27 protein-coding genes are annotated in these 24,306 nt (G+C 36.8%); 12 read left to right on the forward strand and 15 right to left on the reverse strand.

Annotated features, from left to right (window positions below):
- Nucleotides 1–76: 76 nt before the first annotated feature.
- Together DN392_RS26940 and DN392_RS26945 are read right to left on the reverse strand one after the other, a co-directional pair.
- A complete protein-coding gene (locus DN392_RS26940) occupies nt 77–1,240 on the reverse strand; it encodes an MFS transporter (protein WP_000444245.1) in 1,164 nt (387 codons plus the stop codon).
- A gap of 5 nt (nt 1,241–1,245) precedes the next feature.
- Nucleotides 1,246–1,653, reverse strand: a complete 408-nt coding sequence (locus DN392_RS26945) for a MerR family transcriptional regulator (protein WP_000276564.1) — start codon at nt 1,651–1,653, stop codon at nt 1,246–1,248.
- Between the two features lie 152 nt (nt 1,654–1,805).
- Between DN392_RS26945 and DN392_RS26950 the strand changes: the two genes are divergently transcribed.
- A complete protein-coding gene (locus DN392_RS26950) occupies nt 1,806–2,531 on the forward strand; it encodes a glycerophosphodiester phosphodiesterase (protein WP_001039758.1) in 726 nt (241 codons plus the stop codon).
- Between the two features lie 102 nt (nt 2,532–2,633).
- Nucleotides 2,634–4,685: a transglycosylase domain-containing protein gene (locus DN392_RS26955; RefSeq protein WP_000372976.1), complete on the forward strand. Its 2,052-nt coding sequence runs from the start codon at nt 2,634–2,636 to the stop codon at nt 4,683–4,685.
- 33 nt (nt 4,686–4,718) lie between these two features.
- Here DN392_RS26955 and DN392_RS26960 read toward each other — a convergent pair whose 3' ends face one another.
- Complete coding sequence (locus tag DN392_RS26960) at nt 4,719–5,228, reverse strand: YwhD family protein (protein ID WP_000136683.1); 510 nt, start codon at nt 5,226–5,228, stop codon at nt 4,719–4,721.
- 25 nt (nt 5,229–5,253) lie between these two features.
- Nucleotides 5,254–5,928: a site-2 protease family protein gene (locus DN392_RS26965; protein WP_000372449.1), complete on the reverse strand. Its 675-nt coding sequence runs from the start codon at nt 5,926–5,928 to the stop codon at nt 5,254–5,256.
- 112 nt (nt 5,929–6,040) lie between these two features.
- On the opposite strand from DN392_RS26965, the gene DN392_RS26970 reads away from it, so the two are divergent.
- Nucleotides 6,041–6,226, forward strand: a complete 186-nt coding sequence (locus DN392_RS26970; RefSeq protein ID WP_001147171.1) for a 2-hydroxymuconate tautomerase — start codon at nt 6,041–6,043, stop codon at nt 6,224–6,226.
- Between the two features lie 39 nt (nt 6,227–6,265).
- Here the strand turns inward: DN392_RS26970 and DN392_RS26975 are convergent, their stop codons facing one another.
- The 6 genes from DN392_RS26975 to DN392_RS27000 all read right to left on the reverse strand — a co-directional run bounded on the left by DN392_RS26975 (nt 6,266) and on the right by DN392_RS27000 (nt 12,276).
- Nucleotides 6,266–7,570 (reverse strand): HD domain-containing protein, encoded by a 1,305-nt coding sequence (locus tag DN392_RS26975; protein WP_000262747.1) that lies wholly within the window; start codon nt 7,568–7,570, stop codon nt 6,266–6,268.
- Nucleotides 7,571–7,716: 146 nt separating this feature from the next.
- On the reverse strand, nt 7,717–8,661 hold the full coding sequence (locus DN392_RS26980; RefSeq protein WP_000787744.1) for an ABC transporter substrate-binding protein: 945 nt from the start codon (nt 8,659–8,661) through the stop codon (nt 7,717–7,719).
- A gap of 190 nt (nt 8,662–8,851) precedes the next feature.
- A complete protein-coding gene (locus tag DN392_RS26985; RefSeq protein WP_000212066.1) occupies nt 8,852–9,664 on the reverse strand; it encodes an ABC transporter ATP-binding protein in 813 nt (270 codons plus the stop codon).
- Nucleotides 9,665–9,679: 15 nt separating this feature from the next.
- Nucleotides 9,680–10,696, reverse strand: a complete 1,017-nt coding sequence (locus DN392_RS26990) for a FecCD family ABC transporter permease (RefSeq protein WP_001260774.1) — start codon at nt 10,694–10,696, stop codon at nt 9,680–9,682.
- Nucleotides 10,693–11,748 carry a FecCD family ABC transporter permease gene (locus DN392_RS26995; protein WP_000388283.1) on the reverse strand — a complete coding sequence of 352 codons (1,056 nt, stop codon included), beginning with the start codon at nt 11,746–11,748 and terminating at the stop codon, nt 10,693–10,695. The genes DN392_RS26990 and DN392_RS26995 overlap by 4 nt, the downstream gene beginning before the upstream one ends.
- Before the next feature lie 303 nt (nt 11,749–12,051).
- Nucleotides 12,052–12,276, reverse strand: a complete 225-nt coding sequence (locus tag DN392_RS27000; protein ID WP_000526075.1) for a YuzB family protein — start codon at nt 12,274–12,276, stop codon at nt 12,052–12,054.
- A gap of 286 nt (nt 12,277–12,562) precedes the next feature.
- Between DN392_RS27000 and DN392_RS27005 the strand changes: the two genes are divergently transcribed.
- Together DN392_RS27005 and lipL are read left to right on the forward strand one after the other, a co-directional pair.
- Nucleotides 12,563–13,255 (forward strand): RsfA family transcriptional regulator, encoded by a 693-nt coding sequence (locus DN392_RS27005; protein WP_000868353.1) that lies wholly within the window; start codon nt 12,563–12,565, stop codon nt 13,253–13,255.
- A 128-nt stretch (nt 13,256–13,383) separates the two neighbouring features.
- A complete protein-coding gene (gene lipL / locus DN392_RS27010) occupies nt 13,384–14,229 on the forward strand; it encodes an octanoyl-[GcvH]:protein N-octanoyltransferase (protein WP_000071958.1) in 846 nt (281 codons plus the stop codon).
- Between the two features lie 48 nt (nt 14,230–14,277).
- Here the strand turns inward: lipL and pta are convergent, their stop codons facing one another.
- On the reverse strand, nt 14,278–15,249 hold the full coding sequence (gene pta, locus DN392_RS27015; protein WP_000067226.1) for a phosphate acetyltransferase: 972 nt from the start codon (nt 15,247–15,249) through the stop codon (nt 14,278–14,280).
- A 280-nt stretch (nt 15,250–15,529) separates the two neighbouring features.
- Between pta and hemQ the strand changes: the two genes are divergently transcribed.
- The 4 genes from hemQ (at nt 15,530) to gerQ (ending at nt 18,801) form a co-directional block, all read left to right on the forward strand.
- Entirely contained in the window at nt 15,530–16,273 is a 744-nt protein-coding gene (hemQ, locus tag DN392_RS27020) for a hydrogen peroxide-dependent heme synthase (RefSeq protein ID WP_001287590.1), read from the forward strand.
- A gap of 202 nt (nt 16,274–16,475) precedes the next feature.
- Entirely contained in the window at nt 16,476–17,747 is a 1,272-nt protein-coding gene (locus tag DN392_RS27025) for a serine hydrolase (protein WP_000722839.1), read from the forward strand.
- A 175-nt stretch (nt 17,748–17,922) separates the two neighbouring features.
- Nucleotides 17,923–18,345: a cell wall hydrolase CwlJ gene (gene cwlJ, locus DN392_RS27030; protein WP_000538157.1), complete on the forward strand. Its 423-nt coding sequence runs from the start codon at nt 17,923–17,925 to the stop codon at nt 18,343–18,345.
- 27 nt (nt 18,346–18,372) lie between these two features.
- Nucleotides 18,373–18,801: a spore coat protein GerQ gene (gerQ, locus tag DN392_RS27035; RefSeq protein WP_000068635.1), complete on the forward strand. Its 429-nt coding sequence runs from the start codon at nt 18,373–18,375 to the stop codon at nt 18,799–18,801.
- A gap of 31 nt (nt 18,802–18,832) precedes the next feature.
- On the opposite strand, the gene DN392_RS27040 is transcribed toward gerQ, so the two are convergent.
- The 3 genes from DN392_RS27040 to DN392_RS27050 all read right to left on the reverse strand — a co-directional run bounded on the left by DN392_RS27040 (nt 18,833) and on the right by DN392_RS27050 (nt 20,553).
- A complete protein-coding gene (locus tag DN392_RS27040; protein WP_000688322.1) occupies nt 18,833–19,201 on the reverse strand; it encodes a DUF423 domain-containing protein in 369 nt (122 codons plus the stop codon).
- A 65-nt stretch (nt 19,202–19,266) separates the two neighbouring features.
- A complete protein-coding gene (locus tag DN392_RS27045) occupies nt 19,267–19,554 on the reverse strand; it encodes a YwdI family protein (RefSeq protein WP_001167358.1) in 288 nt (95 codons plus the stop codon).
- A 6-nt stretch (nt 19,555–19,560) separates the two neighbouring features.
- Nucleotides 19,561–20,553, reverse strand: coding sequence for a potassium channel family protein (locus tag DN392_RS27050; RefSeq protein WP_000993991.1), 993 nt, complete (start codon nt 20,551–20,553; stop codon nt 19,561–19,563).
- A gap of 95 nt (nt 20,554–20,648) precedes the next feature.
- Between DN392_RS27050 and DN392_RS27055 the strand changes: the two genes are divergently transcribed.
- The 3 genes from DN392_RS27055 (at nt 20,649) to DN392_RS27065 (ending at nt 23,538) form a co-directional block, all read left to right on the forward strand.
- On the forward strand, nt 20,649–21,932 hold the full coding sequence (locus DN392_RS27055; protein WP_048566730.1) for a purine/pyrimidine permease: 1,284 nt from the start codon (nt 20,649–20,651) through the stop codon (nt 21,930–21,932).
- Nucleotides 21,933–22,213: 281 nt separating this feature from the next.
- Nucleotides 22,214–23,035 carry a Cof-type HAD-IIB family hydrolase gene (locus tag DN392_RS27060; RefSeq protein ID WP_000221368.1) on the forward strand — a complete coding sequence of 274 codons (822 nt, stop codon included), beginning with the start codon at nt 22,214–22,216 and terminating at the stop codon, nt 23,033–23,035.
- 209 nt (nt 23,036–23,244) lie between these two features.
- Nucleotides 23,245–23,538, forward strand: a complete 294-nt coding sequence (locus tag DN392_RS27065; protein WP_016085410.1) for a DUF3817 domain-containing protein — start codon at nt 23,245–23,247, stop codon at nt 23,536–23,538.
- An 87-nt stretch (nt 23,539–23,625) separates the two neighbouring features.
- Here the strand turns inward: DN392_RS27065 and DN392_RS27070 are convergent, their stop codons facing one another.
- Nucleotides 23,626–24,303: a uracil-DNA glycosylase gene (locus DN392_RS27070; protein ID WP_064056362.1), complete on the reverse strand. Its 678-nt coding sequence runs from the start codon at nt 24,301–24,303 to the stop codon at nt 23,626–23,628.
- Between the last annotated feature and the right edge of the window lie 3 nt (nt 24,304–24,306).

The following is a 24,306-nucleotide window of genomic DNA, read 5'->3' on the forward strand; positions in this document are numbered from 1 at the left end:
AAAATATATTTTAGTCAGAGGGTTCTAACATATGTACGAAAAGGGATTGCCCTGTAATAGGAAAGAAAACCCTTTCTTAAGAAAGGGCTTTTGTCTCTACTTCTACCGGTTTTCGAACCGGAATTAAAATCATTACAAAACCGACTAACACAACAATTCCACCGACTAAAAACGGACTTTGCGGTGAAACAGTGTGGCCAATGATTCCTGATAAGATTGGAGCAATTGCGCCACCTAACCAACGAACGAAGTTATAAACACCTGATGTAACAGATCTTTCATAAGGTGAAATATCCATTACATAACTTGTAAATAATGCATTATTTAATCCAGATGCTAATCCCGATAGAACAATTAATACAATTTGTAACCACATAACTTTCACGAAGAATAGTGCGATTAAGAAAAGCGCAAATACGAGTAAACTACCTTTCAACAATGCTTTCGGTTCATATTTCCCTTCTAGCTTATGGGCCAAAATTGCAGAACCGTAAGCTAACGCTAATCCCCATCCGCAAAATACAAACCCTAATTGAATAGCAGATAAATGCATAATAAGTGGTGAATATGCTAGCACAACGAAAAATCCGTAGTAGTATAACATTCCTGAAATCGCACCTTGCATAAACGGTTTATATTTCACCAGGTTAAGTAATTCCCCTACGCCTGCCGCTTTACGTTTCACTTTTCGCTCCGGTTCTTTTACAAAAAAGAAAACTAAAATAAATGCTAAGAAAATTAAAATACTCGTCGCAAAAAATGGGTAACGCCAAGAATGTCCACCTAATATCCCGCCTAATAACGGTCCGCCTGCCATCCCTAAACCGATAGCTGCTTCATATAGTCCTACTGCTTCATGAACTTCTTTACTTAATGCAATCAATAATGTCATCGCCGTTGCGAAGAACATCGCATTTCCTAATCCCCACCCCGCGCGGAAAATAGATAATTGGGCAATCGTTTGCGATATACCGCATATAAACGCAAATACAGTTACAATCGCAAGACCGATCGTCATCATTCGTTTATCACCAAATCTTGATGCGAATATTCCAGCTGGTAACATCATAATTGCCATCGTTAAAATATATGCTGTAAATAACATCTCTACTTGCCAATGCGATGCACCAATTTGCTCAGCAATACTTGGTAAGATTGGGTCGACTACCCCTATACCCGAAAAGGCAAGGAAGGTAGCCACCACTGTAATCAATCTCCCTAATTTTTGTTTGCTCTCCATTTTGATCATTCTCCTTTTGTACTCTCTAAAAATGTCGCTGCACGATGTAGGCTATCTTCGAGTTCCGCCTTTACACGCTGCATTTGCTCCATTTTCTCGTCTAGCGTTTGCACTTGTTTTTCAAGCATCTCTTTAATTTCTTGAATCACTTCGCGGTCACGAGGATTCTCACTATTTCTTCTTTGCTCCATTCTTTCTTTTAACGATAAGAAATGTTGCATTTCTTGAAGCGTAATTCCTAACACTTCTTTCGCTTCTACAATCCTTTTAATTCTGGCGATGTCCTCGTCTGTATACAGGCGAATGTTCCCCTCACTACGTTCAGGGGGATGAATTAAGCCAATTTCCTCATAATAACGAAGTGTACGTTTTGTTAAACCAACTTGCTTTGTGACTTCATCAATTTTATACATGTTTATTCCTCCCTTCACTTGATTATTACATTTTACGTTAACGTTAACTTTTGTGCAACTGTTAGACTTTTGTAAATGTTTATCCCATTCAATTGTATTTTTCCAAAAGCAGTTTCATAATGAAAGAAAAGAAACGATAAGGAGATTTCCGTATGAATAAACCACTTATTTTCGCCCACCGCGGGGTAAAAGGAACACATCCAGAAAATACGATGATTGCTTTCCAAGAAGCAGAACGCATTGGTGCCCACGGAATTGAGCTTGATGTCCACCTATCAAAAGATGGTGAACTTGTCGTGATTCACGATGAAACAGTAGATCGCACAACAAATGGCATAGGTCTTGTTTCTGAAAAAACGGTAGCGGAATTACAAGCTTTAGATGCCGGTAGCCATAAAGACCCTTCTTTCCATGAAGCAAAAATTCCAACGTTACGCGAAGTATTCATTTGGTTATCTACGACAAATTTACAGCTCAACATTGAGTTGAAGACAGATGTTATCCACTATCCAACTATTGAAGAAAAAGCTATCGCTCTCGTTCGTGAATATCATCTATCTAATCAAATTGTATTCTCGTCATTTAACCACGACTCTGTTTCATTATTAGCAGAAATAGCTCCTGAAATCCCGAGAGCAATTTTATATGACACACCACTTGCTGATCCTATTGCTGAAGCAAAAAATAGAAACGCAACTGGTTTACACCCAAACTTTCAATTATTAACAAAAGAATTTGTCCAATTTGCACAAAATCAAGGGTACGCTTTCCGCCCTTATACAATTAACGAATACAAAGATTTACAAACTATGATTGACTACGGCGTAGATGTCATTATTACCGATTGGCCAGCGCGTGCCTTTGAGCTCCTTTCTTAATTAAAGGAGCTTTTTGTTTTCGAAATTTCATTGTTTAAAATAACCGAAAACCCTCAATACTAATACAATAATGTTTGTATTAGTATTGAGGGGCTGAAAAAGATGGATCAAACTATGAATCCGAAACTTAAAAAATATAAACGTCTTTTCTTCACCGTAATGTTTTCTTCTGTTCTTTTTTTCGTTTTTTCCTTTTTTGTTATTATTATAGTTGCAAAAATTATGGGACCTCCCCCTGTTGCTGTCCCGCAAACAAGTGTCTTTTACGCTAATGATGACACTGTTATCGGACAAAGTAATGAAATGCAAAAACGTTACAATGTATCTCTCAATGAAATCTCTCCTTATGTAAAAGAGGCGACACTATCTATCGAAGATCAACGATTCTACAAACATCATGGCTTTGATATGAAACGTATTGCTGGTGCTATTGTTGCCGATTTAAAAGCGATGGCAAAAGTCCAAGGTGCTAGTACGATTACACAACAGTATGCTCGTAACCTATACTTAGATCATGATAAAACGTGGAAACGTAAACTATTAGAAGCAATGTACACAATCCGCCTTGAAGTGAACTATAATAAAAATCATATTTTAGAAGGATATTTAAATACAATTTATTACGGGCATGGTGCTTACGGAATCGAAGCTGCATCTCGTCTATATTTCGATAAAACAGCAAAAGAATTAACATTAGCGGAAGCTAGTATGCTCGCAGGTATCCCGAAAGGACCTAGTGTCTACTCTCCCTTTTTAAAAGAGGATCGTGCGAAAGGACGACAATCTCTCATATTAGACGAAATGGTAGAACAAGGTTACATTACGAAGAAACAAGCAACGTCAGCAAAAAAAGAGCCACTAACTTTTGCCTCATTAGATACAAAAAAAGTGGCAGAGATTGCACCTTATTTCCAAGATGCTGTACAAGCTTCTCTTCTTCGTGATATCGGATTAGATGAACAAGCCTTACAAAAGGGTGGCCTGCGTATTTATACAACACTAGACCCTAAATTACAATCTGTTGCAGAGCAAGCTGTAAAAGATCACATACCTGACACAACAAACATACAAACTGCGCTCGTCTCTATGAATCCAAAAACAGGTGAAGTAGCTGCCCTTGTTGGTGGAACTGATTATAATACGAGTCAATTTAACAGGGCTACACAGGCCGCTCGACAGCCTGGATCTACGTTTAAGCCATTCCTGTATTACGCGGCATTAGAACGAGGATTCACCCCTGCTACGCGCTTAAAAAGCGAATACACTGTGTTCACTTTAGGTGACGGTGTTTCAAAGTATAAACCGAAAAACTATAAAGACTATTATGCAGACGATTTTGTAACAATGGCGCAAGCTCTTGCGGTCTCTGATAACGTATATGCCGTGAAGACCAATTTATTTTTAGGCGAAGACATTCTTACAAAAACAGCGAAGCAATTCGGTATTACTACCGCATTAAAAGATGTTCCGTCTCTCGCTCTCGGTACATCTCCTGTAAAACCAATTGAAATGGTTAACGCTTATAGCATGTTCGCAAACGGTGGAAAAGAAGTAAAACCAATGTTTATTCGCCGCATTATGGACCATGAAGGAAATATGTTATACGATGCTCATTTGGAGAGTAAGCAAGTTCTTGATAAAAGCAAAGCATTTGTGATGGAAGAAATGATGACGGGTATGTTTAATAAAAAACTAAGCAGTTATGCTGCTGTAACTGGTCAATCGATGTTATCAAAGCTATCAAGAACATATGCTGGAAAGTCTGGTTCTACTGAAACGGATAGTTGGATGATTGGATTTACTCCGCAAATTGTAACTGGTGTATGGGTTGGATACGATCAACCTAAATCAATTTCAAATGTAGCCGAACAGGGATATGCAAAAAGAATATGGACCGATACGATGGAAAAAGGCTTAGATGGACAACCTAAAAAAGAGTTTAAACAACCAAATGACGTCGTTGCAGTCGATATTAACCCTGAAAACGGAAAAATCGCTACAAAAAATTGTCCCATTTCAGTTAAAATGTATTTCGCAAAAGGTACAGAACCAACTGAATATTGTATGGATCATGTCGATGACAAAGAGGAATTTGAAAAGACAACTGAAGAAAAGAAGAAAACAAGTTGGTGGAAAAAATATCTTCCTTGGTAAAAAAATAGCTGACGGGTATCCGTCAGCTATTTTTTATTCACTTAATAATGCACGGCGCAATTCTTCACTAGATTCGTTCCAAATCGCTTCATTATGTTCTTTCAAGAACGTACCAAGTACTTTTTTAGATGATTCATCCATATGGTCAACCATAATGTGACGCTTCATTGATTTATCCATTTTGTTTACATGCTCTGGAAGTGATTTATATCCGCGGCGAATTTCACGGTCAACTGTCATTTCACAAGCTGTTACACCTGCATAATAAGCACCTGTCGCCGTTCTTTCAATCGTTACCCACACAAGCCAAAATGGTTTTCCGTTTGGAACTTCATCTTTATTTGTTAAAAACTTAATACCTTTTTCGACTGTACTACGCGCATGCATTGCACCGATATCAACAAATGCTGTTTTCTCTAGTACATCGACAAATACAGGTGAAATGTTTTCTAGACTTAATGCTCCAACACCAAAACCACCATGTCCATCTGTTGAATCATTTTTCACGATATTAAAACCGATTTTTTTCTTTTTCTCTGTCATATGTAAATTCCTCCTCACTTAATGATTATAAAAGGCCAAAAATAGGCGAAATGATACTGTCTAAAAATACAAATACATATGGAATGACAACATTAAAAATGGGTTGAATTGTATAATTGCTAAGCGGTGTAATAACAAGAATTAATAACGCTATTGCTCCATACTTTTCATACTGTGTCATTTTCGCACGAATATTTGTTGGTGCTAGATCTTCCACAACTCGATACCCATCAAGTGGCGGAATTGGCAATAAGTTAAATACAAGTAATACGATATTAAGCATAATAAAAATTCGGAAGAATTGAGCCAATGTATCCGCTACTGCAAATGGAATTGAGTCTAATACACCAAATGTTAATAGGCTATACCAAATGATTAAACCAATTGCACTTAAAATTAAGTTACTAATTGGGCCTGCAATTGAAACTAATATACCTGCAAGACGCGGCCTTTTAAAGTTATATGGGTTAACAGGAACAGGTCTTGCCCAACCAAAACCAAGAATTAATACAGCGATCATCCCAATAGGATCTAAGTGCGCCATCGGTGATAATGTTAAACGGCCTTGCTTCTTTGCTGTATCGTCTCCAAATTTATATGCAACATATGCATGCGCAAATTCATGCACTGATAACGCAATAATAATGGCCATTGCTACCAACGGAATTTGGTGCAACGGATATCTAAATAACTGATCCATGATTCATCTCCTCTTCAATCTGTCAAAAAAAGAAATTATTTGTTTTTTCGATTGTTCTTCCCCATAATCCGCTATAATAAGAGTGTAACTTACATAAAAGGAGCGATTATATATGCCATACGTAACAGTGAAAATGCTAGAAGGACGCACAGAGGAACAAAAGAAAGCTCTTGCTGAGAAAGTAACAGCAGCAGTAAGCGAAACAACTGGTGCTCCTGAAGAAAACATCGTTGTTTTCATCGAAGAAATGTCTAAAAACCATTATGCAGTTGGCGGAAAACGCTTAAGCGACAAATAATTTCAAGTTCTTTCATAAGAAGCAGCCCTTAGCTGCTTCTTATTTTTTTCCTTCTAGTAACTCGATGATTCTCTCTTTATATTTTCCTTTTCTTCCATCTTCATAGATTAAATCATGCGGATAGAATAATTTTTGATCCCTTCTCTTCTTACCAGTAATCGCCTCAACGATATCCGATTCACGTGAAAGCTCTCTAAGCTCTCCATTTGGCATAAGAAGTAAGATTGGCAGACGCTCTTCTTCTTCACCAGCACGGTAAAAGTCATACGGTAAGTCTGATGTTGAATCAACTACTAAATAGTATTCTGGATCCAGTCCAATCTTTTTGAATAAGCTACTTAATTCCATCCAATTATCTAAACCGTGCTTATCTGTAAACTCTACGTATTTAAATAGGTTTCGATTCATAAAACGGCGGCATAAGTCACTTAAAATTGGATCTTCTTCGTCTTGCCATACTTGGAAGTAATAATACATAACGTTCTCGTCTAACTTTAAATAATCCTCTACTGTTACTTCTTCTTCAAATAAAGAATAGAAATGAACCGGATGATTTTTAAATGTATAATACTTCTCGTGCAATGATTTTGCACGGTGTAAAATCTTCGTTAAAATAACTTCGGCACTGCGCGTTACCGGATGGAAATATACTTGCCAATACATTTGATAACGACTCATAATATAATGCTCAACAGCATGCATACCACTATTTTTAATGACTACTTGATTCCCATATGGACGCATGACACGTAGTATACGTTCCATATCAAAGTTTCCATACTTTACGCCAGTGAAATACGCATCTCTTAATAAATAGTCCATACGATCTGCATCAATTTGACTGGAAATCATGCTAATCGCTAATTTATTCGTAGATGTTTTGGCGATTACATCGGCTACCTTTTGCGGAAAGTCTTTATCCACACGACTTAATATGCGATTAATTTCCGTATCTCCAACGATAATCTTTTGCGTAAATTTCTCATGATCTAATGAAAATACTTTTTCAAACGAGTGAGAAAATGGGCCGTGACCGACATCATGAAGTAATGACGCACATAAACATAACAATCTATCTTCAGCATTCCAGTTCGGTCTGCCATCAAACACATCATCAATCATACGACGAATAATTTCATATACACCTAACGAATGAGTAAAGCGACTATGCTCTGCACCGTGAAATGTAAAAAATGTCGTTCCAAGCTGCTTAATACGGCGCAAGCGTTGAAATTCTTTCGTTCCGATTAAATCCCAAATAACACGATCGCGTACGTGCACATATTTATGTACCGGGTCTTTAAACACTTTTGTTTCGCTGAGTTTGTCGTTTAAATATACCACCTTCCGACATCCCCCTTTCTTTACTGCATTCTTACTATATATTATAAACGAAATAGGAAACAGAAAGAAATGAAAGACTATATTAATTGCCCTTATATAAAGAAAAAATCACTTTTACCGAAGTAAAAGTGATTTCTGTTTATACATTATTTCCCTAAAACGAATTCAGCAACTTCATCTAAGATCATTTCTTTACCTAGAGGGAAGTAACCTTTGTTTACGTCTTCGTTTTTAATTGTAAATACGTGGTTGTTTTTAACAGCGTTCATGTTTTTCCAAATTGATTCTTCTTGGAATTCTTTTAGACGTTGAGAACCGTCACCAGTTGTAAATACGAATAAGTAATCCGGGTTGTAATCGATTAAAGCTTCTTTTTGTACTTGTACTAGTGGTTTATCCGTTGGTGTACCTTTAACTGCTGGTAATTTTAAATCATTAAAGATTACGCTACCGTAACCGTAGTCACCGTATACGCGGAAAGCATTTGGATATGCAGCCATTTTCATAAATTTAGCATCGCCAGTTTTCGCAACGATTTTATCATGTAATTTGCTTGCTTTTTCATCATACTGTTTGAACCATTCTTTTGTTTCTTTCTCTTTACCGAAGATTTGACCTACTTCTTCGAATTTTGGACGCCATTGATCTAATGGAGTTTTTAACATAACTGTTGGTGCAATTTTAGATAATTGATCATAAATCTTTTCTTGACGATTGTTTACAAGAATTAAGTCTGGTTTTGCAGCAGCTACTGCTTCGATGTTAATTTTATCGCCCCAAGCAGAACCAACTGGTTTTACGTCTTTTAATTTCTTTTCAATATGTGTATCAATTTTTTCTTGCGATGTATTAGCAGTAATAATTGGTTTCATACCAAAAATTAATAATTCTTCTGTTGAACCACTAAGGTCAGCAATTTTCTTTGGATTTGCAGGGATTTTAATTTCCCCTTTTGCATGTTGTACAGTGCGCTCTTCAGTCTTCGCATCCTTCGCATCTGCTTTCTTCTCTTCTTTGTTAGAACAAGCTGCAAATAGTACAGAAGTAACAACTAGTACCATTGCTAATAACGCCATTTTAAAATTCTTCATGTTCCCACTCCTTCTAGCTGTATTTCTCTTATAAGTTACAATGAACTATAAGAAACAAGATTAACAATTAATAAATATATATTGATTAATTGTTACTTATGCCCCGTTCTAACGGGTGTTCAACTTCCTATTTACTAATAAGAAGCTCAACGTCCATTAGAAGCCCCCCTCTTTACGAGGGGGATTCTACTTATGCTTTTTTACGCAATTGATTACTAATCATCGCTAAATCATATGTTAAACAAATTGGTTTACAGTTTACTGGACACGGAACGATTTGAGCTTCAATCTCAAATACACTGCGAAGTGTTTCACTTGTCATCACTTCATCTGGCGTTCCTTGTTTCATTAACTTACCTGCTTTTAATGCAATCATATGATCTGAGAAACGAGAAGCATGGTTTAAGTCATGGATAACCATAACAATCGTTCTACCTTCTTCTTCATTTAACTTTTTCAATAAATTTAATACTTCTAATTGATGCGCCATATCTAAGTACGTTGTCGGTTCATCTAATACGAGTAATTCTGTTCCTTGTGCAAGGGCCATCGCAATCCATACACGTTGACGTTGCCCGCCTGATAACGCCTCTGCTGAACGATTTGCAAATTCTGTCATTCCCGTCACTTCAAGTGCCCAATGAATGTAACGATAATCCTCTTCTTTCAACGTTCCAAATCCTTTTTGATGAGGAAAACGTCCATATGAAACAAGTTCAAACACAGTAAGGCCAGTTGGCACTTCTGCAGTCTGTGGTAAAATCGCCATTTTCTTTGCGATTTCTTTCGTTGGTTGTTTCTCGATTGCTTTTCCGTCAAGATAAACAGTACCTTTTTTCGCCTTCAAAATACGAGAAGCCGTTTTTAATAATGTGGACTTCCCACAACCATTTGGTCCAATAATCGTTGTAATTTTCCCTTCTGGAATTTCAACTGTTAATCCATCAATAATTAACCCTTCATTATAGCCAACAGATACCGCATCAACTGCTAAAGTTGCCATACAAAAAGCCTCCCTTTATTTTGTCCTCATAAGTAAATATATGAAATATGGTGCACCAATTACAGAAATAACAAGACCGACCGGTATTTCTGAAGTTGTTAACACACTTCTTGAAATTACGTCTGCGAATAAGAGTAAAAACGTCCCTATTAGTGCAGCGGTAGGCAGCATAATTTGATGTTTACCACCAACAAGGCGCCTCGCTAAATGCGGAGCCATTAAACCGATAAAACCAATTCCTCCGGCAACAGCGACAGATGCACCAGCTAAGCAAACTGCAATAAATAATAATTTACGTCTTTCTTTTTCTACATTTAGACCAAGGCCAACAGCTGTGGAGTCACCTAGATTCATTACATTTAATATGTGTGCCTTACTAATAGCAAGTGGCAAGAAAATAACCATCCATGGAAGTACACTTAGCACGAACTTCCAATCTGTGCCCCATAGACTTCCTGCTAACCAAATCGTAGCAAAGCGGAAATCGTTAGATGTCATCTTCATAGAAAAAATTAAACTAACAGCACCAAACCCGGCTGCAACAGCGATACCAACTAGTATTAATCTCGTTGATGAAACGCCGTCTTTCCATGCTAGTAAATAAATAATAACCGCCGCTAATATTGCACCAACTAACGCGAAGAATGGAAGGATAAATACAGATAAAAATGTACCAGTCCCAACTTTTCCGAAGAAAAAGTAGACGAATATAACAACTGTTAATCCCGCTCCAGCGTTAATACCGATAATACCTGGATCAGCAAGTGGATTTCGTGATAATCCTTGCAAAATCGCACCTGACATCGCTAAAGCGGATCCGACTAATATAGCAATAACCATACGCGGCATACGGAATTCAAATAAAATAACAGACTGATCTTCAGCCCCAAGTCCAACCAATGACTTTAATACGTCCATTGGCGGTATTTTAAATGTCCCTGTATTTAAACTTACTAAAAATACAGTAACGATTAATCCTACTAAGATTGTTAAAACAGAAACGTTCTTTTTTGTTAAGACACTTGTCCTCACATTTTCCCTCTCCCTTCGTTACGTGCTAAGTAGAGGAAGAATGGAACCCCAATTAGCGCTGTAATTGCTCCAATTGGCGTTTCAAACGGCGGATTAATAACGCGAGATAACATATCTGCACATTCAATTAACAGCCCACCTAAGACCGCAGAACATGGAATAACCCATCTATAGTCTGAGCCTACAAGGAAACGAGTCATATGCGGGATTACAAGACCAACAAATCCAACCGATCCTGCCATAGAAACCGCAGAACCTGTTAACACAAGAACAAGTACTGTTCCGATAAATTTAATTAATGTCGTATTTTGACCAAGTCCAATCGCAATTTCTTCACCGAAGCTTAAAATTGTAATATACCTCGACATCATAATTGCAATAAAGAGACAAACAAGGCCAATTGGTACTAACATATTAATACTTTCCCATTTCACTCCCGCAACTCCGCCTGCATTCCACATACTCACCTCTTGGGCAAGGTTGAAATATAGCGCAATTCCAGATGAAATGGCCCCTAATAAAGCACTAATTGCTGCACCCGCTAAAGCTAACTTCACAGGTGTTAATCCACCTGGTGAAGAAGACCCAATTCCATATACAATGCTCGCTCCAAACGCAGCCCCAATAAAAGATGCGATAACGAACATTAAATAAGGTGAATTAGGGAAGAATGCATACATAATTGCAATTCCAAATACAGCTCCATCTGTAATTCCCATTAACGATGGTGAAGCAAGTGGATTTCGCGTCATACCTTGCATAATTGCCCCTGATACCGCTAAAAAGGCACCTGCAACTACGCCCCCTATTGCTCTAGGCATGCGAAGTTCTTGAATTACGTTATGATGCGTAATAGAACCGTCAAACTGAAACACAGCTTGCCATACAGTCTTTAAACTAATATCTGCAGCACCAAACGAAATAGAAACTGCCATGCTTAAAGCTAACAAAACTGTACCTGCTACTAAAATAATAGAAGCAACGAGCGGTCTGCTCTTAATCTCTTTAACATTCACATCTTGCTGTTCTATACTCCTTGCGCTCGCTTCCATACCTCAACCATCCTAACCAACAACATATATTTAATGAAATGAAATTTATTCTCAAATAGTAATAAAAAAATTAGGTTAATTGACCTTTTCTTGATAATGATTCTCAGAATCAGACACTTTCTATTCTACCTATCGCTTCAAAAGACTGTCAACCATTATTTTGAAATATAAATTTATATTTGAATGGATAGATGATGCCCCTCCTTCATTGAATGTTAATCTACTCAATTGTATTTTCGTAGAATAACTCATTCCTCGTATGGGCATAAAAAAAGAAGAGTAATCTGTTCACTCTTCTTTTTCTTACTTATTTAACTTTGCTTCAATTTTTACAATTAATTCATCTTCTGTTGGAGCCGCGACTGGACGATTATTTACAAATGCGAATGATTTTTTACGACCAGGACCACAGTAAGACTGACATGCAACTTCAATCGTTGCACATGAATCTACTTTTTTTAACTTTGGAATCAACGTTTTAACGTTCGTTGCCTGACAATCATCGCACACACGAAATTCGTTTCCCATTATATATAACACTTCCTCTATTTTAAACTTTTCACAAGTACATTTAAAAATAAACACTAAATGGTATTTTACCGCTCTTTGAAGCTCGTTGCAAGTGTCCTTACAACGCTCTTTCTTCATATAATGTTACATATTTATATGCTCTCCTTCATAAGCTCTCATCATTCATAGCAAAATTTATACCTTTCATCGAAATCTACCATATTTTTAAAAGCTTTGTATAAAAGCTCATTTTTTTGCCCATTATAAAAATAGGAAGTTCATAAAAAGAAAGGGAGTTGAATCTATGAAAGTAAGACAAGATGCTTGGACGGATGAGGATGATTTATTACTTGCTGAAACTGTACTTCGTCACGTTCGAGAAGGAAGTACTCAATTAAATGCATTTGAAGAAGTGGGTGATCAATTAAATCGTACATCGGCTGCCTGTGGTTTCCGTTGGAATGCTGTTGTTCGCTATAGCTATGAACAAGCTCTTCAACTAGCAAAAAAACATCGTAAAGATAAAATGCGTGCTGCAAGCGGTGAACAAGCGAAAAAACGTTTACTTTATACACCACCAGCTTCAGATTCGATAACTGACTATGAAGAATTCGTACAAGAGGAATCAATTGTGCAATATAAAGAAGCTATTCCATATCAAGAACCTACTGTTCCTGCTGCAAAAGGCTCTATGACAATGCAAGATGTTATTTATTTTTTACAAACGGTCGGATCTTCAAATATAAAAGTGACAGCTCTTGAAAACGAGAATACGAGATTGAAGCAAGAAATTAAATCACAAATCCTTCGAAATGAAGAACTAGAAAAGAAACTAGAAAAATTAGAAAAACAATCTCATACTGTACAAGAAGATTACGAAACACTTATGAATATTATGAACCGTGCTCGTAAGCTGGCAGTCATGGATGACGAAGAACGTTCTCAAACATCTTTCCGAATGGATCGAAACGGTAATTTAGAAAAAATTGCAGAATAAAAAGGATGCATTGTATGCATCCTTTTTATCATTTCACCTTTAAACTTTCCCTTTATATATGAAAAAACCCGTTTCTACATTTTTTGCTATAATAGAGATTGTCATTTTAAAGATAAGGGGTTAGTTATATGAGCAATTCCCGTTCCATTTTATCTCAGCCAGAGTGGCGTATTGTAGATCAGTCTAGTTTGGGACCAACATTCCATGCATTGCAGTCATTCGCAATGGATGACACACTGTGCACAAGCATTGGAAATGGTCAATCAGCTGCAACAATGCGTTCTTGGGTTCATCACAATACAATTGTTCTTGGCATTCAAGATTCACGCCTACCACACTTGGAAGAAGGTATTTCCTTTTTACAAGAAAACAACTTCAATGTTATCGTTCGTAATTCCGGTGGACTTGCAGTCGTACTTGATGAAGGTGTTTTAAACATATCACTTTTATTCCAAGAGACAGAAAAAGGTATCGATATTGATCTTGGATACGATACAATGTGGCATTTAATTAAGGAAATGTTAAACGATTACGATGTTACAATCGAGGCAAAAGAAATTGTTGGCTCTTACTGTCCTGGTAGCTATGACTTAAGTATTCGCAATCAAAAATTTGCTGGCATTTCACAGCGACGTATTCGCGGCGGTGTCGCTGTCCAAATTTATCTTTGTGCTACAGGAAGTGGCTCTGAGCGTGCCGCACTCGTTCGTGATTTCTACAACTTAGCCATTCAAGGAGAAGAAACACGCTTTACGTATCCTGAAATTGTACCGAGTACGATGGCTTCACTTTCAGAATTACTTGGCGAAACCATTACAGTACAAGATTTAATGATGCGCCTTTTAAAAACACTGCAGCAATTCGCTCCAAAGTTAACACCATCTCAATTAACAATAGATGAAATACCTTTATATGAGACGAATTTACAACGTATTATTGATCGTAACAATAAAGCACTTGGCTTAGAAAAATAAAGACCGTCGCTATAATAGCGACGGTCTTTATTTCGATTCATTATAGAATTAAAGTGCTTGAGCTGCTGTAATTAAAGCTAACTTGTACACTTCTTCTTCGTTACATCCGCGAGATAAATCATTTACAGGCATATTTAAACCTTGTAAGATTGGTCCTACTGCTTCGAAGTTACCTAAACGTTGAGCGATTTTGTAGCCAATATTACCAGCTTCTAAGCTTGGGAATACGAATACGTTAGCATCACCTTTAATTGTAGAACCTGGAGCTTTTTTCTCGGCTACAGATGGTACGAATGCAGCATCGAATTGGAATTCTCCATCTAAAGTTAATTCCGGAGCCATTTCTTTTGCAATACGAGTTGCTTCTACAACTTTTTCTGTTTCTGGAGATTTCGCAGAACCTTTTGTAGAGAAGCTTAACATAGCAACGCGTGGATCAATACCGAATAGTTCAGCAGTTTTCGCACTCTCGATACCAATTTCAGCTAAATCTTGGCTGTTTGGTGCAATGTTAATTGCACAATCAGCGAATACATATTTCTCTTCTTCACGTACCATGATGAATACGCCAGAAGTTTTTGTAACGCCTGGTTTTGTTTTAATGATTTGAAGTGCTGGACGAACTGTATCAGCTGTAGAGTGAGCTGCACCACTTACTAAACCGTGTGCTTTGCCCATGTATACAAGCATTGTACCGAAGTAGTTTTCGTCTTTAAGGATTTTGCGAGCGTCTTCTTCAGTTGCTTTACCTTTACGGCGTTCAACGAAAGATGCTACCATTGCATCCATTTCTTCGTATGTAGCTGGGTCATAAATATCAACGCCTGCTAATGTTAAATTCATGCTAGCAGCTTTTGCGCTAATTTCTTCTTTATTACCAACTAAGATTGGTTGTACTAACTCTTCTTTTGCTAAACGCTCTGCAGCGCCTAAAATTCTTTCATCAGTTCCTTCAGGAAGTACGATAGAAATGCCTTTTCCTTGAACTTTTTCTTTTACTGTTGTAAATAAGTTGCTCACGAATAAACCCTCCTACTTATGTTAAAAAAACTCTATCTTTAAGAATACTGCTTTTCCTCTATATTTTAAACTTATAGCTCCCAAAAAATAGATAAAATGAAAATGATTATATTTTCATAAAATTCAGCCTAGAAATAACGCCCCTTTAAGCCTTATCCTCTCCTATTTTCAAATAAACTTAAATGTGACAATTTTATGCGCCAAAGCTTTATATAGATGATTTTAAAACTATATATGCTATAGTTAACGTGTAAAACTATCATTAACTGAGGTGAATAGAATGAGTGAAGCAACAACAACGTTAGATGGCTGGTATTGTTTACATGATTTACGTTCTATTGATTGGGCTGCATGGAAAACATTATCTAGCGACGAACGCGGACAAGCTGTGTCTGAATTTTTAAATGTCGTTGAAAAATGGAACGAAGTAGCTAGTGCGAAAAAAGGCAGTCATGCAATGTATACAGTTGTTGGCCAAAAAGCTGATATTATGCTTATGATTTTACGTCCAACAATGGAAGAGTTAAATGAAATTGAGACAGAATTGAATAAAACAACATTAGCTGAATATATGGTTCCTGCATACTCTTACGTATCTGTTGTTGAACTAAGCAACTACCTTCCAGCTGATGAAGATCCATATCAAAACCCACAAATCTTAGCTCGCTTATATCCAGAACTACCAAAAGCAAATCACATTTGCTTCTACCCAATGGACAAGCGTCGCCAAGGTGATGACAACTGGTACATGCTTCCTATGGAAGAACGTAAGAAAATGATGTACAGTCATAGTAAAATTGGTCGCCAGTACGCAGGTAAGGTACGCCAAGTTATTTCAGGGTCAGTTGGATTCGACGATTTTGAGTGGGGCGTAACATTATTCGCTGACGATGTTCTTCAATTTAAAAAACTTATATATGAAATGCGCTTCGATGAAGTAAGTGCTCGTTATGGTGAATTCGGAACATTTTTCGTTGGAAACATTTTACCAGACGAAAAGGTAGAGAAATTTTTACACATATAAATCGTGAAAAAGGAACGAATTTCGTTCCTTTTTTTATTATCCTCTATATTTCTCCTCAAAATACTTCTTTTCTCTGCAAATTTGAACAAAAATGGACAAATTCTTTTCAATTTCCTTACAAAATTGTAACCTTTCTATATCCAAATTTATGCTAAAATGGTACGAGCTACATGCTAATAACGATGCGAAGGTGATAATCTATATGAAGAAAATCTTGTCTATTTTACTAGCGCTTTTATTGTCAATTTCTTCCTTAGGAGTAACAACATCCCATGCGGAAGAAAAAATACACATTGAGGCGGCAGCTGCACTTTTATTTGATGCAGATACAGGAAAAATACTGCATGAACAAAATCCAGATGAATTACTAGCTATTGCTAGTATGTCAAAATTAATTGTTGTTTATGCCGTATTAGAAGCAATTAAAGAAGGAAAAATTACTTGGGATACAAAGGTAAACATTTCTGATTATGCTTATGAAGTTTCACGTAATAATGAATTCTCTAACGTTCCGTTTGAAAAGGGACGTCAATATACTGTAAGAGAATTATATCATTCTATCGTTATCTTCTCTGCAAACGGATCTAGTATTGCCTTAGCAGAACTTCTTGCAGGAAGTGAGAAGAACTTCTTGAATCTTGCAAATGAACATGCAAAAAAACTAGGGTTAAAGAAATATAAATTTGTAAACGCTACTGGGTTAAATAACGCTGACTTAAAAGGAAAACACCCTGAGGGAACGGATCCGAATGGAGAAAATTCCATGTCAGCTCGCGATATGGGTATGCTTTCAAAAACAATGATTACAAAGTATCCAGAAATGCTAGAGGATACAAAACAAAGATTTAGAAATTTCCCAGATAATCATCCGAAACCAATTCGTATGGAAAACTGGAACTGGATGTTACCAGGTGCTGCTTTCTCTTATGAAGGAACAGATGGTTTAAAAACTGGTAGTTCTGATACCGCTGGATATGGATTCACTATTACTGCTAAACGTGGTGATGTACGTCTTATTTCAGTTATTATTAAAACAAAATCAATGGACGAGCGCTTCACAGAATCTCGTGAATTAATCGAATACGGGTTTAATAACTTCGAAAAACAAAAGCTAAAAGTTGATAAAAATAATACAATCTCTGTAGTAAAAGGTAAAGAAGATCAAGTAACTGTTGTACCGGAAAAAGAAATAACAGTAATCGCGAAAAAAGGTAGCAAAGATCCTTATAAAATTGAGACTGAAGTAGATAAATCTCTTGCTGAAGATGGACATTTAGTTGCTCCTATTAAGAAAGATGCCAAAGTAGGCTCAATTACTTTAGAATCAACTGATAAATATGGTTTCTTAGACGGTAGTAAAAGGATGAAAGTTACTGCAAAAACGACAGAAGAAGTTGAAAAGGCAAATTGGTTCGTATTAACAATGCGCTCTATCGGAGATTTCTTCTCAAACTTATGGTCTAAAGTATTTTAATGATGGAAAGCTAGCTCACGCTAGCTTTTTTTATTTTCCTCTCTCCATGTAAAACTTCGTTTGGTTGTCATATCTGAGTCCTTTTTCTCATACGTATGAACTAGTAATCGTTACACACTTCATCTAGAAATAAACCTCTTTCCACAAGGTATTCCAAAAAGAGAGGTGACACATAATGGGTGTTATTGCTTATAACGAAGAAGATGTAAAGTTATTAGCTAGACTGATGCGTGCTGAAGCTGAAGGAGAAGGACAACAAGGAATGTTAATGGTCGGAAACGTAGGGGTAAATCGTGTCCGCGGAAATTGTTTAGATTTTAAAAAAATACGTAATTTACGTCAAATGGTTTATCAAAATCCTGGCGGTTTTGAGGCAACGCAAAAAGGGTATTTTTATCAGCGTGCAAGAGAACAAGATATCGCATTAGCAAGGCGAACGATTCAAGGACAACGTTTTTGGCCTGCAAATTTCGCCTTATGGTTTTTTAGACCTGAAGGTCCTTGCCCACCAACTTGGTATGACCAACAAAACTCTGGACGTTTTAAAAAGCACTGCTTCTTCCAACCATCTGCCGGGGATTGCCCTAGCGTATATTAAGGAATGAAAACGAGGAGGGATTTTTGAATGGCACAGCAACAAAACCCTTATTATGGAACAGGTTTTTATCAACCATCTGGAACTTATGCACAACAGCAACAAATGACCCCACAGCAACAGCAACAACAGCAAGCGATGCAACAACAAGCTGCGCAAGCTCAATATGCCGTTTCTCAAGGCATGTTACCATTAGAACAGTCGTATATTGAAAATATTCTTCGCTTGAACAAAGGCAAGCAAGCCACCGTAGTAATGACTTATGAGCGTGGTAGTTCACTCGGTACACAATCTTATACAGGTATTATTGAGGCAGCTGGACGTGATCACATCGTTATTAGTGAACCGCAATCGGGGAAACGTTTTTTACTACTAATGATTTACTTAGATTATGTAGAATTCCCAGAAGAAATTATGTATTTACCTAGTCAACAAGCAACTTATGCTCCAAGACCATAAAAAAAGCTGGCATATGCCAGCTTTTGTTTTTTTATAAGCCTTTTACAACTGCAGTTCCGACTAAGATCCATGCCACGATAAACGCTACACCACCAAGAGGTGTAATTGGGCCAAAGAACTTAATACCTGTCGTACTTAATGCATACAAACTACCTGAAAACATAATAATCCCAGCTACCATAAGCCAGCCAGCAGTAGTTAAAAGTGATGATTGAATTTTATCCATTAATAAAGCAACTACGAATAGTCCACCTGCATGAAACATTTGATATGTAACGCCTGTTTTCCAAACTTCTAACATTTTTGCAGAAACTTTATTTTCTAAACCGTGTGCTCCAAAAGCCCCTAGCGCAACAGATAGCCCTGCCGCAATACAACCTAGTAAAAAGAAAATTTTCATCTTAATTCCCCTTTTTTTACCTTTATCATAAGCAATTTTTTCATATAAGCCAAACGATTTATCTTCTAAAAATCAAATAAAGAATTACCGTTTGCGCCTTCTTCTTTTATATACACAGGTTCTCCCGAAACCGGCATAACTGGTTGAACTGTCGTCATAGGCTGAGATCCAATTACTTGTGATGGAATCTCAGGTTCTCTATACATAGAAGGCTCAGCTTGTTCATCTAATAATAAATCACATAACGCTCGCACAACTAATAAATGCGCTTTTGATTGTTGCCCTTCACTGCTTTTTGCCTTTGCAATTTCATTCGCCATTTTATTTAAAATCTTATCGCTCGATATTTGCATTCCTTGTCACCTCTTACTTTGTAGTTCTTTCTCAAATTGTCCTAGCTTCTCTACTGAACCAAACACTATTATCATATCATGTTCTTGTAGTTTTTCCTGCCCCGTTGGATTATGTATAACATCCCCATTTCTCAAAATCGCTAAAATTGTTACATCAAATTGATTTCTCACATCACTCTCTAGTAACGATTTACTAGCTAAAATAGAACCCTTGCCGACTGCAATTTCTTCAATTACAAATGACTGTTCCATGCCATATAGTACTGTATCAATATAATGAACTGTTAGCGGATTCGCAATACCTTTTGCAATATGAATTCCTGCCATGCTAGATGGATTAATCACCTTATTTGCCCCAGCACGCTTTAATTTGTCTTCGGTTTCTGGTTTTTCCGCTCTTGCCACAATTTTAATTGCATCGTTTAGCCCTCTTGCCGTTAATGTAATAAATACATTTTCAGCATCATTTGCTACGATAGCAACTAAACCAGCTGCCTTTGAAATTCCAGCATGATGTAATACTTGGTCTTCCGTTGCATCTCCGTGTACAAATAAAAGCTTTTCCTGTTCCAATATACTCTCATCTTTATCAACAACGACAAATGGGATTTTCTTTTCTTGCAATTCATGTACAACTTGAAGCCCCACTCTACCGCAACCACATACGATAATATGATTTTGTAACTGTGCTATTTGTTTATCCATCTTCTTCCTCCGTACTGCATGAAATAAATTCCCTTCAATAATCATAGCTGCCACTACACCAATTGCATACGTAACAATACCGACACCAACAGGTATAATAAGGAGTGCAAATACTTTCCCCGCTTGCGTTACAGGAACGGCATCTCCGTATCCAACAGTCAATACAGTAATCATCGTCATCCAAAATGCTTGAAACAAACTAATCTCTTCAATCATCATAAATCCTAGCGTTCCTAGAATTACAACAAAAGTCATACATATAACTGCTATCCATAATTGCTTCCGTGCATTCATATTGCGCTTCAACTCTTTTCTCTATCTACAATCTTTGCCAGTGGAAATGAAATACATATATACTAGATACGGAATCTATGAAAGAGGTTGATATAATGAAAACATTTCTTTCCGCCTTACAATGGGCACTATTTATTTTAGCTGGAAGCCTTATTGTACCAATTAGCGTCGCAACTAATTATGGTCTCGATGGCGCTGAAGCTATTGCATTCGTACAAAGAACATTATTTGTTCTTGGCTTTGCTGGCCTACTGCAAGCTATATTTGGGCATAAACTTCCTATTCAAGAAGGTCCTGCTGGACTTTGGTGGGGTATTTTCTCCCTTTATGCAAGTTTAGGTGTCGTATTATTTGGATCCAGCAATGAAACGCTTAAAGTCCTTCAGTACGCTTTCCTATTAAGTGGTATCATTTGTATTATTCTTAGTGTTTTTGGACTAATCGATAAACTAGTCCGCTATTTTACACCGACAGTCATTGGAACATATTTATTTCTTCTTGTCGCGCAACTTAGCGGGTCCTTCTTAAAGGGAATGTTCGGTCTTGACGGACAACATACAGAGGTACAAGCTGACGTATTTATTCTTTCACTCATTGTTATTTTACTATCCTTTTTCATCATGAAGCTACCTATTATTGGACAATATTCCGTTCTTTTCAGTATCGTCTGCGGCTGGATATTATTCGCATGCTTCGGATTATCAAATCCAGTAACGCCTGTGACAGATATAATCCGTTTTCCGTCTCTATTTGTTTTCGGAATGCCTCGTATTGAATGGAACATGGCAATTACGGTAGTTTTCGTTACACTATTACTTCTAACAAATATGTTAGCAAGTATTCGCGTTGTGCAAAGGATTGTCTCTAAGTATGAAAAGAATGCAGCACCAGATCGTTTCAAACAAGCCGGTATTATAACAGGAATAAATCAATTACTAGGAGGCCTTTTTTCAGCTATTGGACCTGTTGCGATTTCTGGATCAGCAGGATTTATTGCAACGACTAATATTTATAAACGACTCCCATTTATGTTAGGGTCAAGCTTTATTATTTCTGTTAGTATATTCCCAAAGATTACTTCATTCTTTGCGGCGATACCTGTCGCAGTCGGATATGCTGCCATTTACCCTGTATTTGCAAGCATGATTGGTCTTGCCTTTCGCGAATACGAAACAGTACAAGATAAAGAACGGTTATTTAAAGTAGCAGGTCTTTCAATCTTTACAGGAGTCGGAGTTATGTTTGTTCCAGCAGGAGCATTTTCTACACTCCCGCCGTTTCTAGCATCGTTTTTAAGTAATGGTCTTGTTCTCGGATCTGTAATGGCAATTTTGCTCGAAATACTATTTTCTCGTTCTACAGAAAAACAACCATCGTAAATTGGAAAACTTCCATTATTGCACTCTATCTTTAGAGTTGTTACGATAATGATAAAGTTAAACTTTAATCAATGAGAGCTATTCATCTTTACTAATGATTAGCTCTCACCGATCGGGCATTAGCAGTATAAATTATCATGGGCAACGTGCTCGTGATAATTTATACTAAAAACACAGAACTTCTCCTAGCTTCACATAAAGAAGTTCGATGTCTTACTATATATTCCCCAATATCTTCATAAAACTTTATTTCTATTTCAACAAAGAGAGGAATTTTCAATATGACTTATAAAATGATTGTTTTAGACTTAGATGATACTTTATTACGTGACGACCATACCATTTCACCTCGTACGAAAGAGGCTCTAATGACTGCACAAGAGCAAGGTGTAAAAGTTGTACTTGCTTCTGGACGTCCAACATTCGCAATGCGTGCAATCGCAAAAGAATTACATTTAGAGGAGTACGGTAGCTTTATTCTTTCATTTAACGGTGCAAAAATTATTAACTGTAAAACAGATGAAGAGTTATTCAGTAGTACGTTATCCCCTGAAATCGTTCACAGTCTATACGATATTAGTAAAGAAGAAAATGTATGGATTCACACATACATTGGTGAAGATATTATCACTGAGAAAAACAACTCTTATACAGAAATTGAAGGTCAAATTACGGGTATGCCAATCATAGAAGTAAATAACCTGAAAGAAGCTGTACAACAACCAGTTGTAAAAGTATTAATGGTAGAAAATCCAGAACATTTACAAATGGTAGAATCAAAACTACAAAAACAACTAGAAGGCCAATTAAGCGTGATGCGTTCAAAACCATTCTTCTTAGAATTTACTGAAGCTGGTGTTACAAAAGGAACGAGCTTAAACCAATTAATTCAAAAGCTAGGCATTAAGCGTGAAGAAGTTATCGCAATGGGCGATAGCTATAACGACCAGGCAATGATTGAATTCGCTGGTCTTGGTGTTGCAATGGGCAATGCACCAGATGATATTAAAGAAATTGCAAACTACGTAACAGATACAAATATGAACGATGGTGTTGCAAAGGTTGTAGAGAAGTTCGTATTAAAAAGAGAAGCGCTCGTTTAATATTTTCACTCATAAAACCTATTTGAAGTCAAACACTTCAAATAGGTTTTTATTTAAATTGTCCTGCTTTTGTGACTATATTTTGAACTTTGCACTATTCTCGTAGTGTAAAGTTTCTTTTTGTATATAATGAAACAAACTAGACTATTTTATTTTGAAAAAGAATACAAATTTACTATAAACAAGCATACGTTAAAGGAGGCTATTTTATGTTATCTACACCAATCGGACGATTAAGAGCAATCGGCTTAATTGAGGGGATTTCTTTCCTATTACTATTATTTGTAGCAATGCCATTAAAATATTTTGCAGGATTTGCAACAGCCGTTAAAATTACAGGTATGGCTCATGGTGTTTTATTTATTCTATTTATCTTTGCGGTAATTCAAGTAACAATCGTACACCGTAAATCAATTTTATGGGCACTTGGGGCATTTGTTTCGTCAATTATCCCATTCGGTACATTTGTACTAGATGCAAAATTAAAGAACGAACAACAATAGTAAAAAGGTAGTTAACGACTGTTAACTACCTTTTTTATTTACCCCGCATTAACGGGCAGTAAAACTCCCACTGATTAAAGTTTCACTTTACAAATTTGGAATTTCCCAATCAATTTCTCTCTCGCCCATATTTGCTAAAATCGTATTTACTTTAGAGTATGGCTTACTACCAAAGAAACCGCGTCTTGCTGACAATGGGCTTGGATGTACAGATTCGATAATATGATGATTTGAATTTGTAATTAACTTTTTCTTCGCCTGTGCATGACGTCCCCACAATATGAAAATAACTGGCTTTTCACGTTCATTCAACAGTTCAATCACACGATCTGTGAAGTGTTCCCATCCTTTTCCCTTATGAGAATTTGCTTCACTTTGACGAACTGTTAATACTGTATTTAGTAGTAATACTCCTTGCTCTGCCCACTTTACTAAATAACCGTTATTCGGAATTTCATAACCATATTCATCTCGAAGTTCTTTATACATATTTAACAATGATGGTGGTGTTTTAACACCAGGTTGTACAGAAAAACTTAAACCATGCGCTTGATTCGGTCCATGATATGGATCTTGTCCTAAAATAACAACCTTTGTATTTTCATAACTTGTATACTGAAGAGCGTTAAAAATAGCTTCTACCTTCGGATAAACAACATGTGTACTATACTCTTCTTTCAAAAAATCAGCCAACTTGCGATAATATTCTTTCTCAAATTCTGGTGCCAATAATGGTCCCCAATCATTTTTTAAAACATTTTCCATACT

Origin of the sequence: Bacillus sp. BB51/4, from assembly GCF_008368845.1 — a bacterium.
Lineage (GTDB): Bacteria > Bacillota > Bacilli > Bacillales > Bacillaceae_G > Bacillus_A > Bacillus_A wiedmannii.

Excerpts from the sequence above, each read along its gene's own strand:
- DN392_RS27055 (WP_048566730.1), top strand. The coding sequence starts at position 20,649 with ATGAAAACATTTCTTTCCGCCTTACAATGGGCACTATTTATTTTAGCT.
- DN392_RS27050 (WP_000993991.1), bottom strand. The coding sequence starts at position 20,553 with ATGAATGCACGGAAGCAATTATGGATAGCAGTTATATGTATGACTTTT.
- DN392_RS27000 (WP_000526075.1), bottom strand. The coding sequence starts at position 12,276 with ATGGGAAACGAATTTCGTGTGTGCGATGATTGTCAGGCAACGAACGTT.
- cwlJ (WP_000538157.1), top strand. The coding sequence starts at position 17,923 with ATGGGTGTTATTGCTTATAACGAAGAAGATGTAAAGTTATTAGCTAGA.
- DN392_RS27040 (WP_000688322.1), bottom strand. The coding sequence starts at position 19,201 with ATGAAAATTTTCTTTTTACTAGGTTGTATTGCGGCAGGGCTATCTGTT.
- DN392_RS27005 (WP_000868353.1), top strand. The coding sequence starts at position 12,563 with ATGAAAGTAAGACAAGATGCTTGGACGGATGAGGATGATTTATTACTT.
- DN392_RS27025 (WP_000722839.1), top strand. The coding sequence starts at position 16,476 with ATGAAGAAAATCTTGTCTATTTTACTAGCGCTTTTATTGTCAATTTCT.
- DN392_RS26955 (WP_000372976.1), top strand. The coding sequence starts at position 2,634 with ATGGATCAAACTATGAATCCGAAACTTAAAAAATATAAACGTCTTTTC.
- DN392_RS26945 (WP_000276564.1), bottom strand. The coding sequence starts at position 1,653 with ATGTATAAAATTGATGAAGTCACAAAGCAAGTTGGTTTAACAAAACGT.
- lipL (WP_000071958.1), top strand. The coding sequence starts at position 13,384 with ATGAGCAATTCCCGTTCCATTTTATCTCAGCCAGAGTGGCGTATTGTA.
- DN392_RS26940 (WP_000444245.1), bottom strand. The coding sequence starts at position 1,240 with ATGGAGAGCAAACAAAAATTAGGGAGATTGATTACAGTGGTGGCTACC.
- DN392_RS26950 (WP_001039758.1), top strand. The coding sequence starts at position 1,806 with ATGAATAAACCACTTATTTTCGCCCACCGCGGGGTAAAAGGAACACAT.
- DN392_RS27065 (WP_016085410.1), top strand. The coding sequence starts at position 23,245 with ATGTTATCTACACCAATCGGACGATTAAGAGCAATCGGCTTAATTGAG.
- DN392_RS26995 (WP_000388283.1), bottom strand. The coding sequence starts at position 11,748 with ATGGAAGCGAGCGCAAGGAGTATAGAACAGCAAGATGTGAATGTTAAA.
- gerQ (WP_000068635.1), top strand. The coding sequence starts at position 18,373 with ATGGCACAGCAACAAAACCCTTATTATGGAACAGGTTTTTATCAACCA.
- DN392_RS26960 (WP_000136683.1), bottom strand. The coding sequence starts at position 5,228 with ATGACAGAGAAAAAGAAAAAAATCGGTTTTAATATCGTGAAAAATGAT.
- DN392_RS26985 (WP_000212066.1), bottom strand. The coding sequence starts at position 9,664 with ATGGCAACTTTAGCAGTTGATGCGGTATCTGTTGGCTATAATGAAGGG.
- hemQ (WP_001287590.1), top strand. The coding sequence starts at position 15,530 with ATGAGTGAAGCAACAACAACGTTAGATGGCTGGTATTGTTTACATGAT.
- DN392_RS27070 (WP_064056362.1), bottom strand. The coding sequence starts at position 24,303 with ATGGAAAATGTTTTAAAAAATGATTGGGGACCATTATTGGCACCAGAA.
- DN392_RS27060 (WP_000221368.1), top strand. The coding sequence starts at position 22,214 with ATGACTTATAAAATGATTGTTTTAGACTTAGATGATACTTTATTACGT.
- DN392_RS27045 (WP_001167358.1), bottom strand. The coding sequence starts at position 19,554 with ATGCAAATATCGAGCGATAAGATTTTAAATAAAATGGCGAATGAAATT.
- DN392_RS26965 (WP_000372449.1), bottom strand. The coding sequence starts at position 5,928 with ATGGATCAGTTATTTAGATATCCGTTGCACCAAATTCCGTTGGTAGCA.
- DN392_RS26970 (WP_001147171.1), top strand. The coding sequence starts at position 6,041 with ATGCCATACGTAACAGTGAAAATGCTAGAAGGACGCACAGAGGAACAA.
- DN392_RS26980 (WP_000787744.1), bottom strand. The coding sequence starts at position 8,661 with ATGAAGAATTTTAAAATGGCGTTATTAGCAATGGTACTAGTTGTTACT.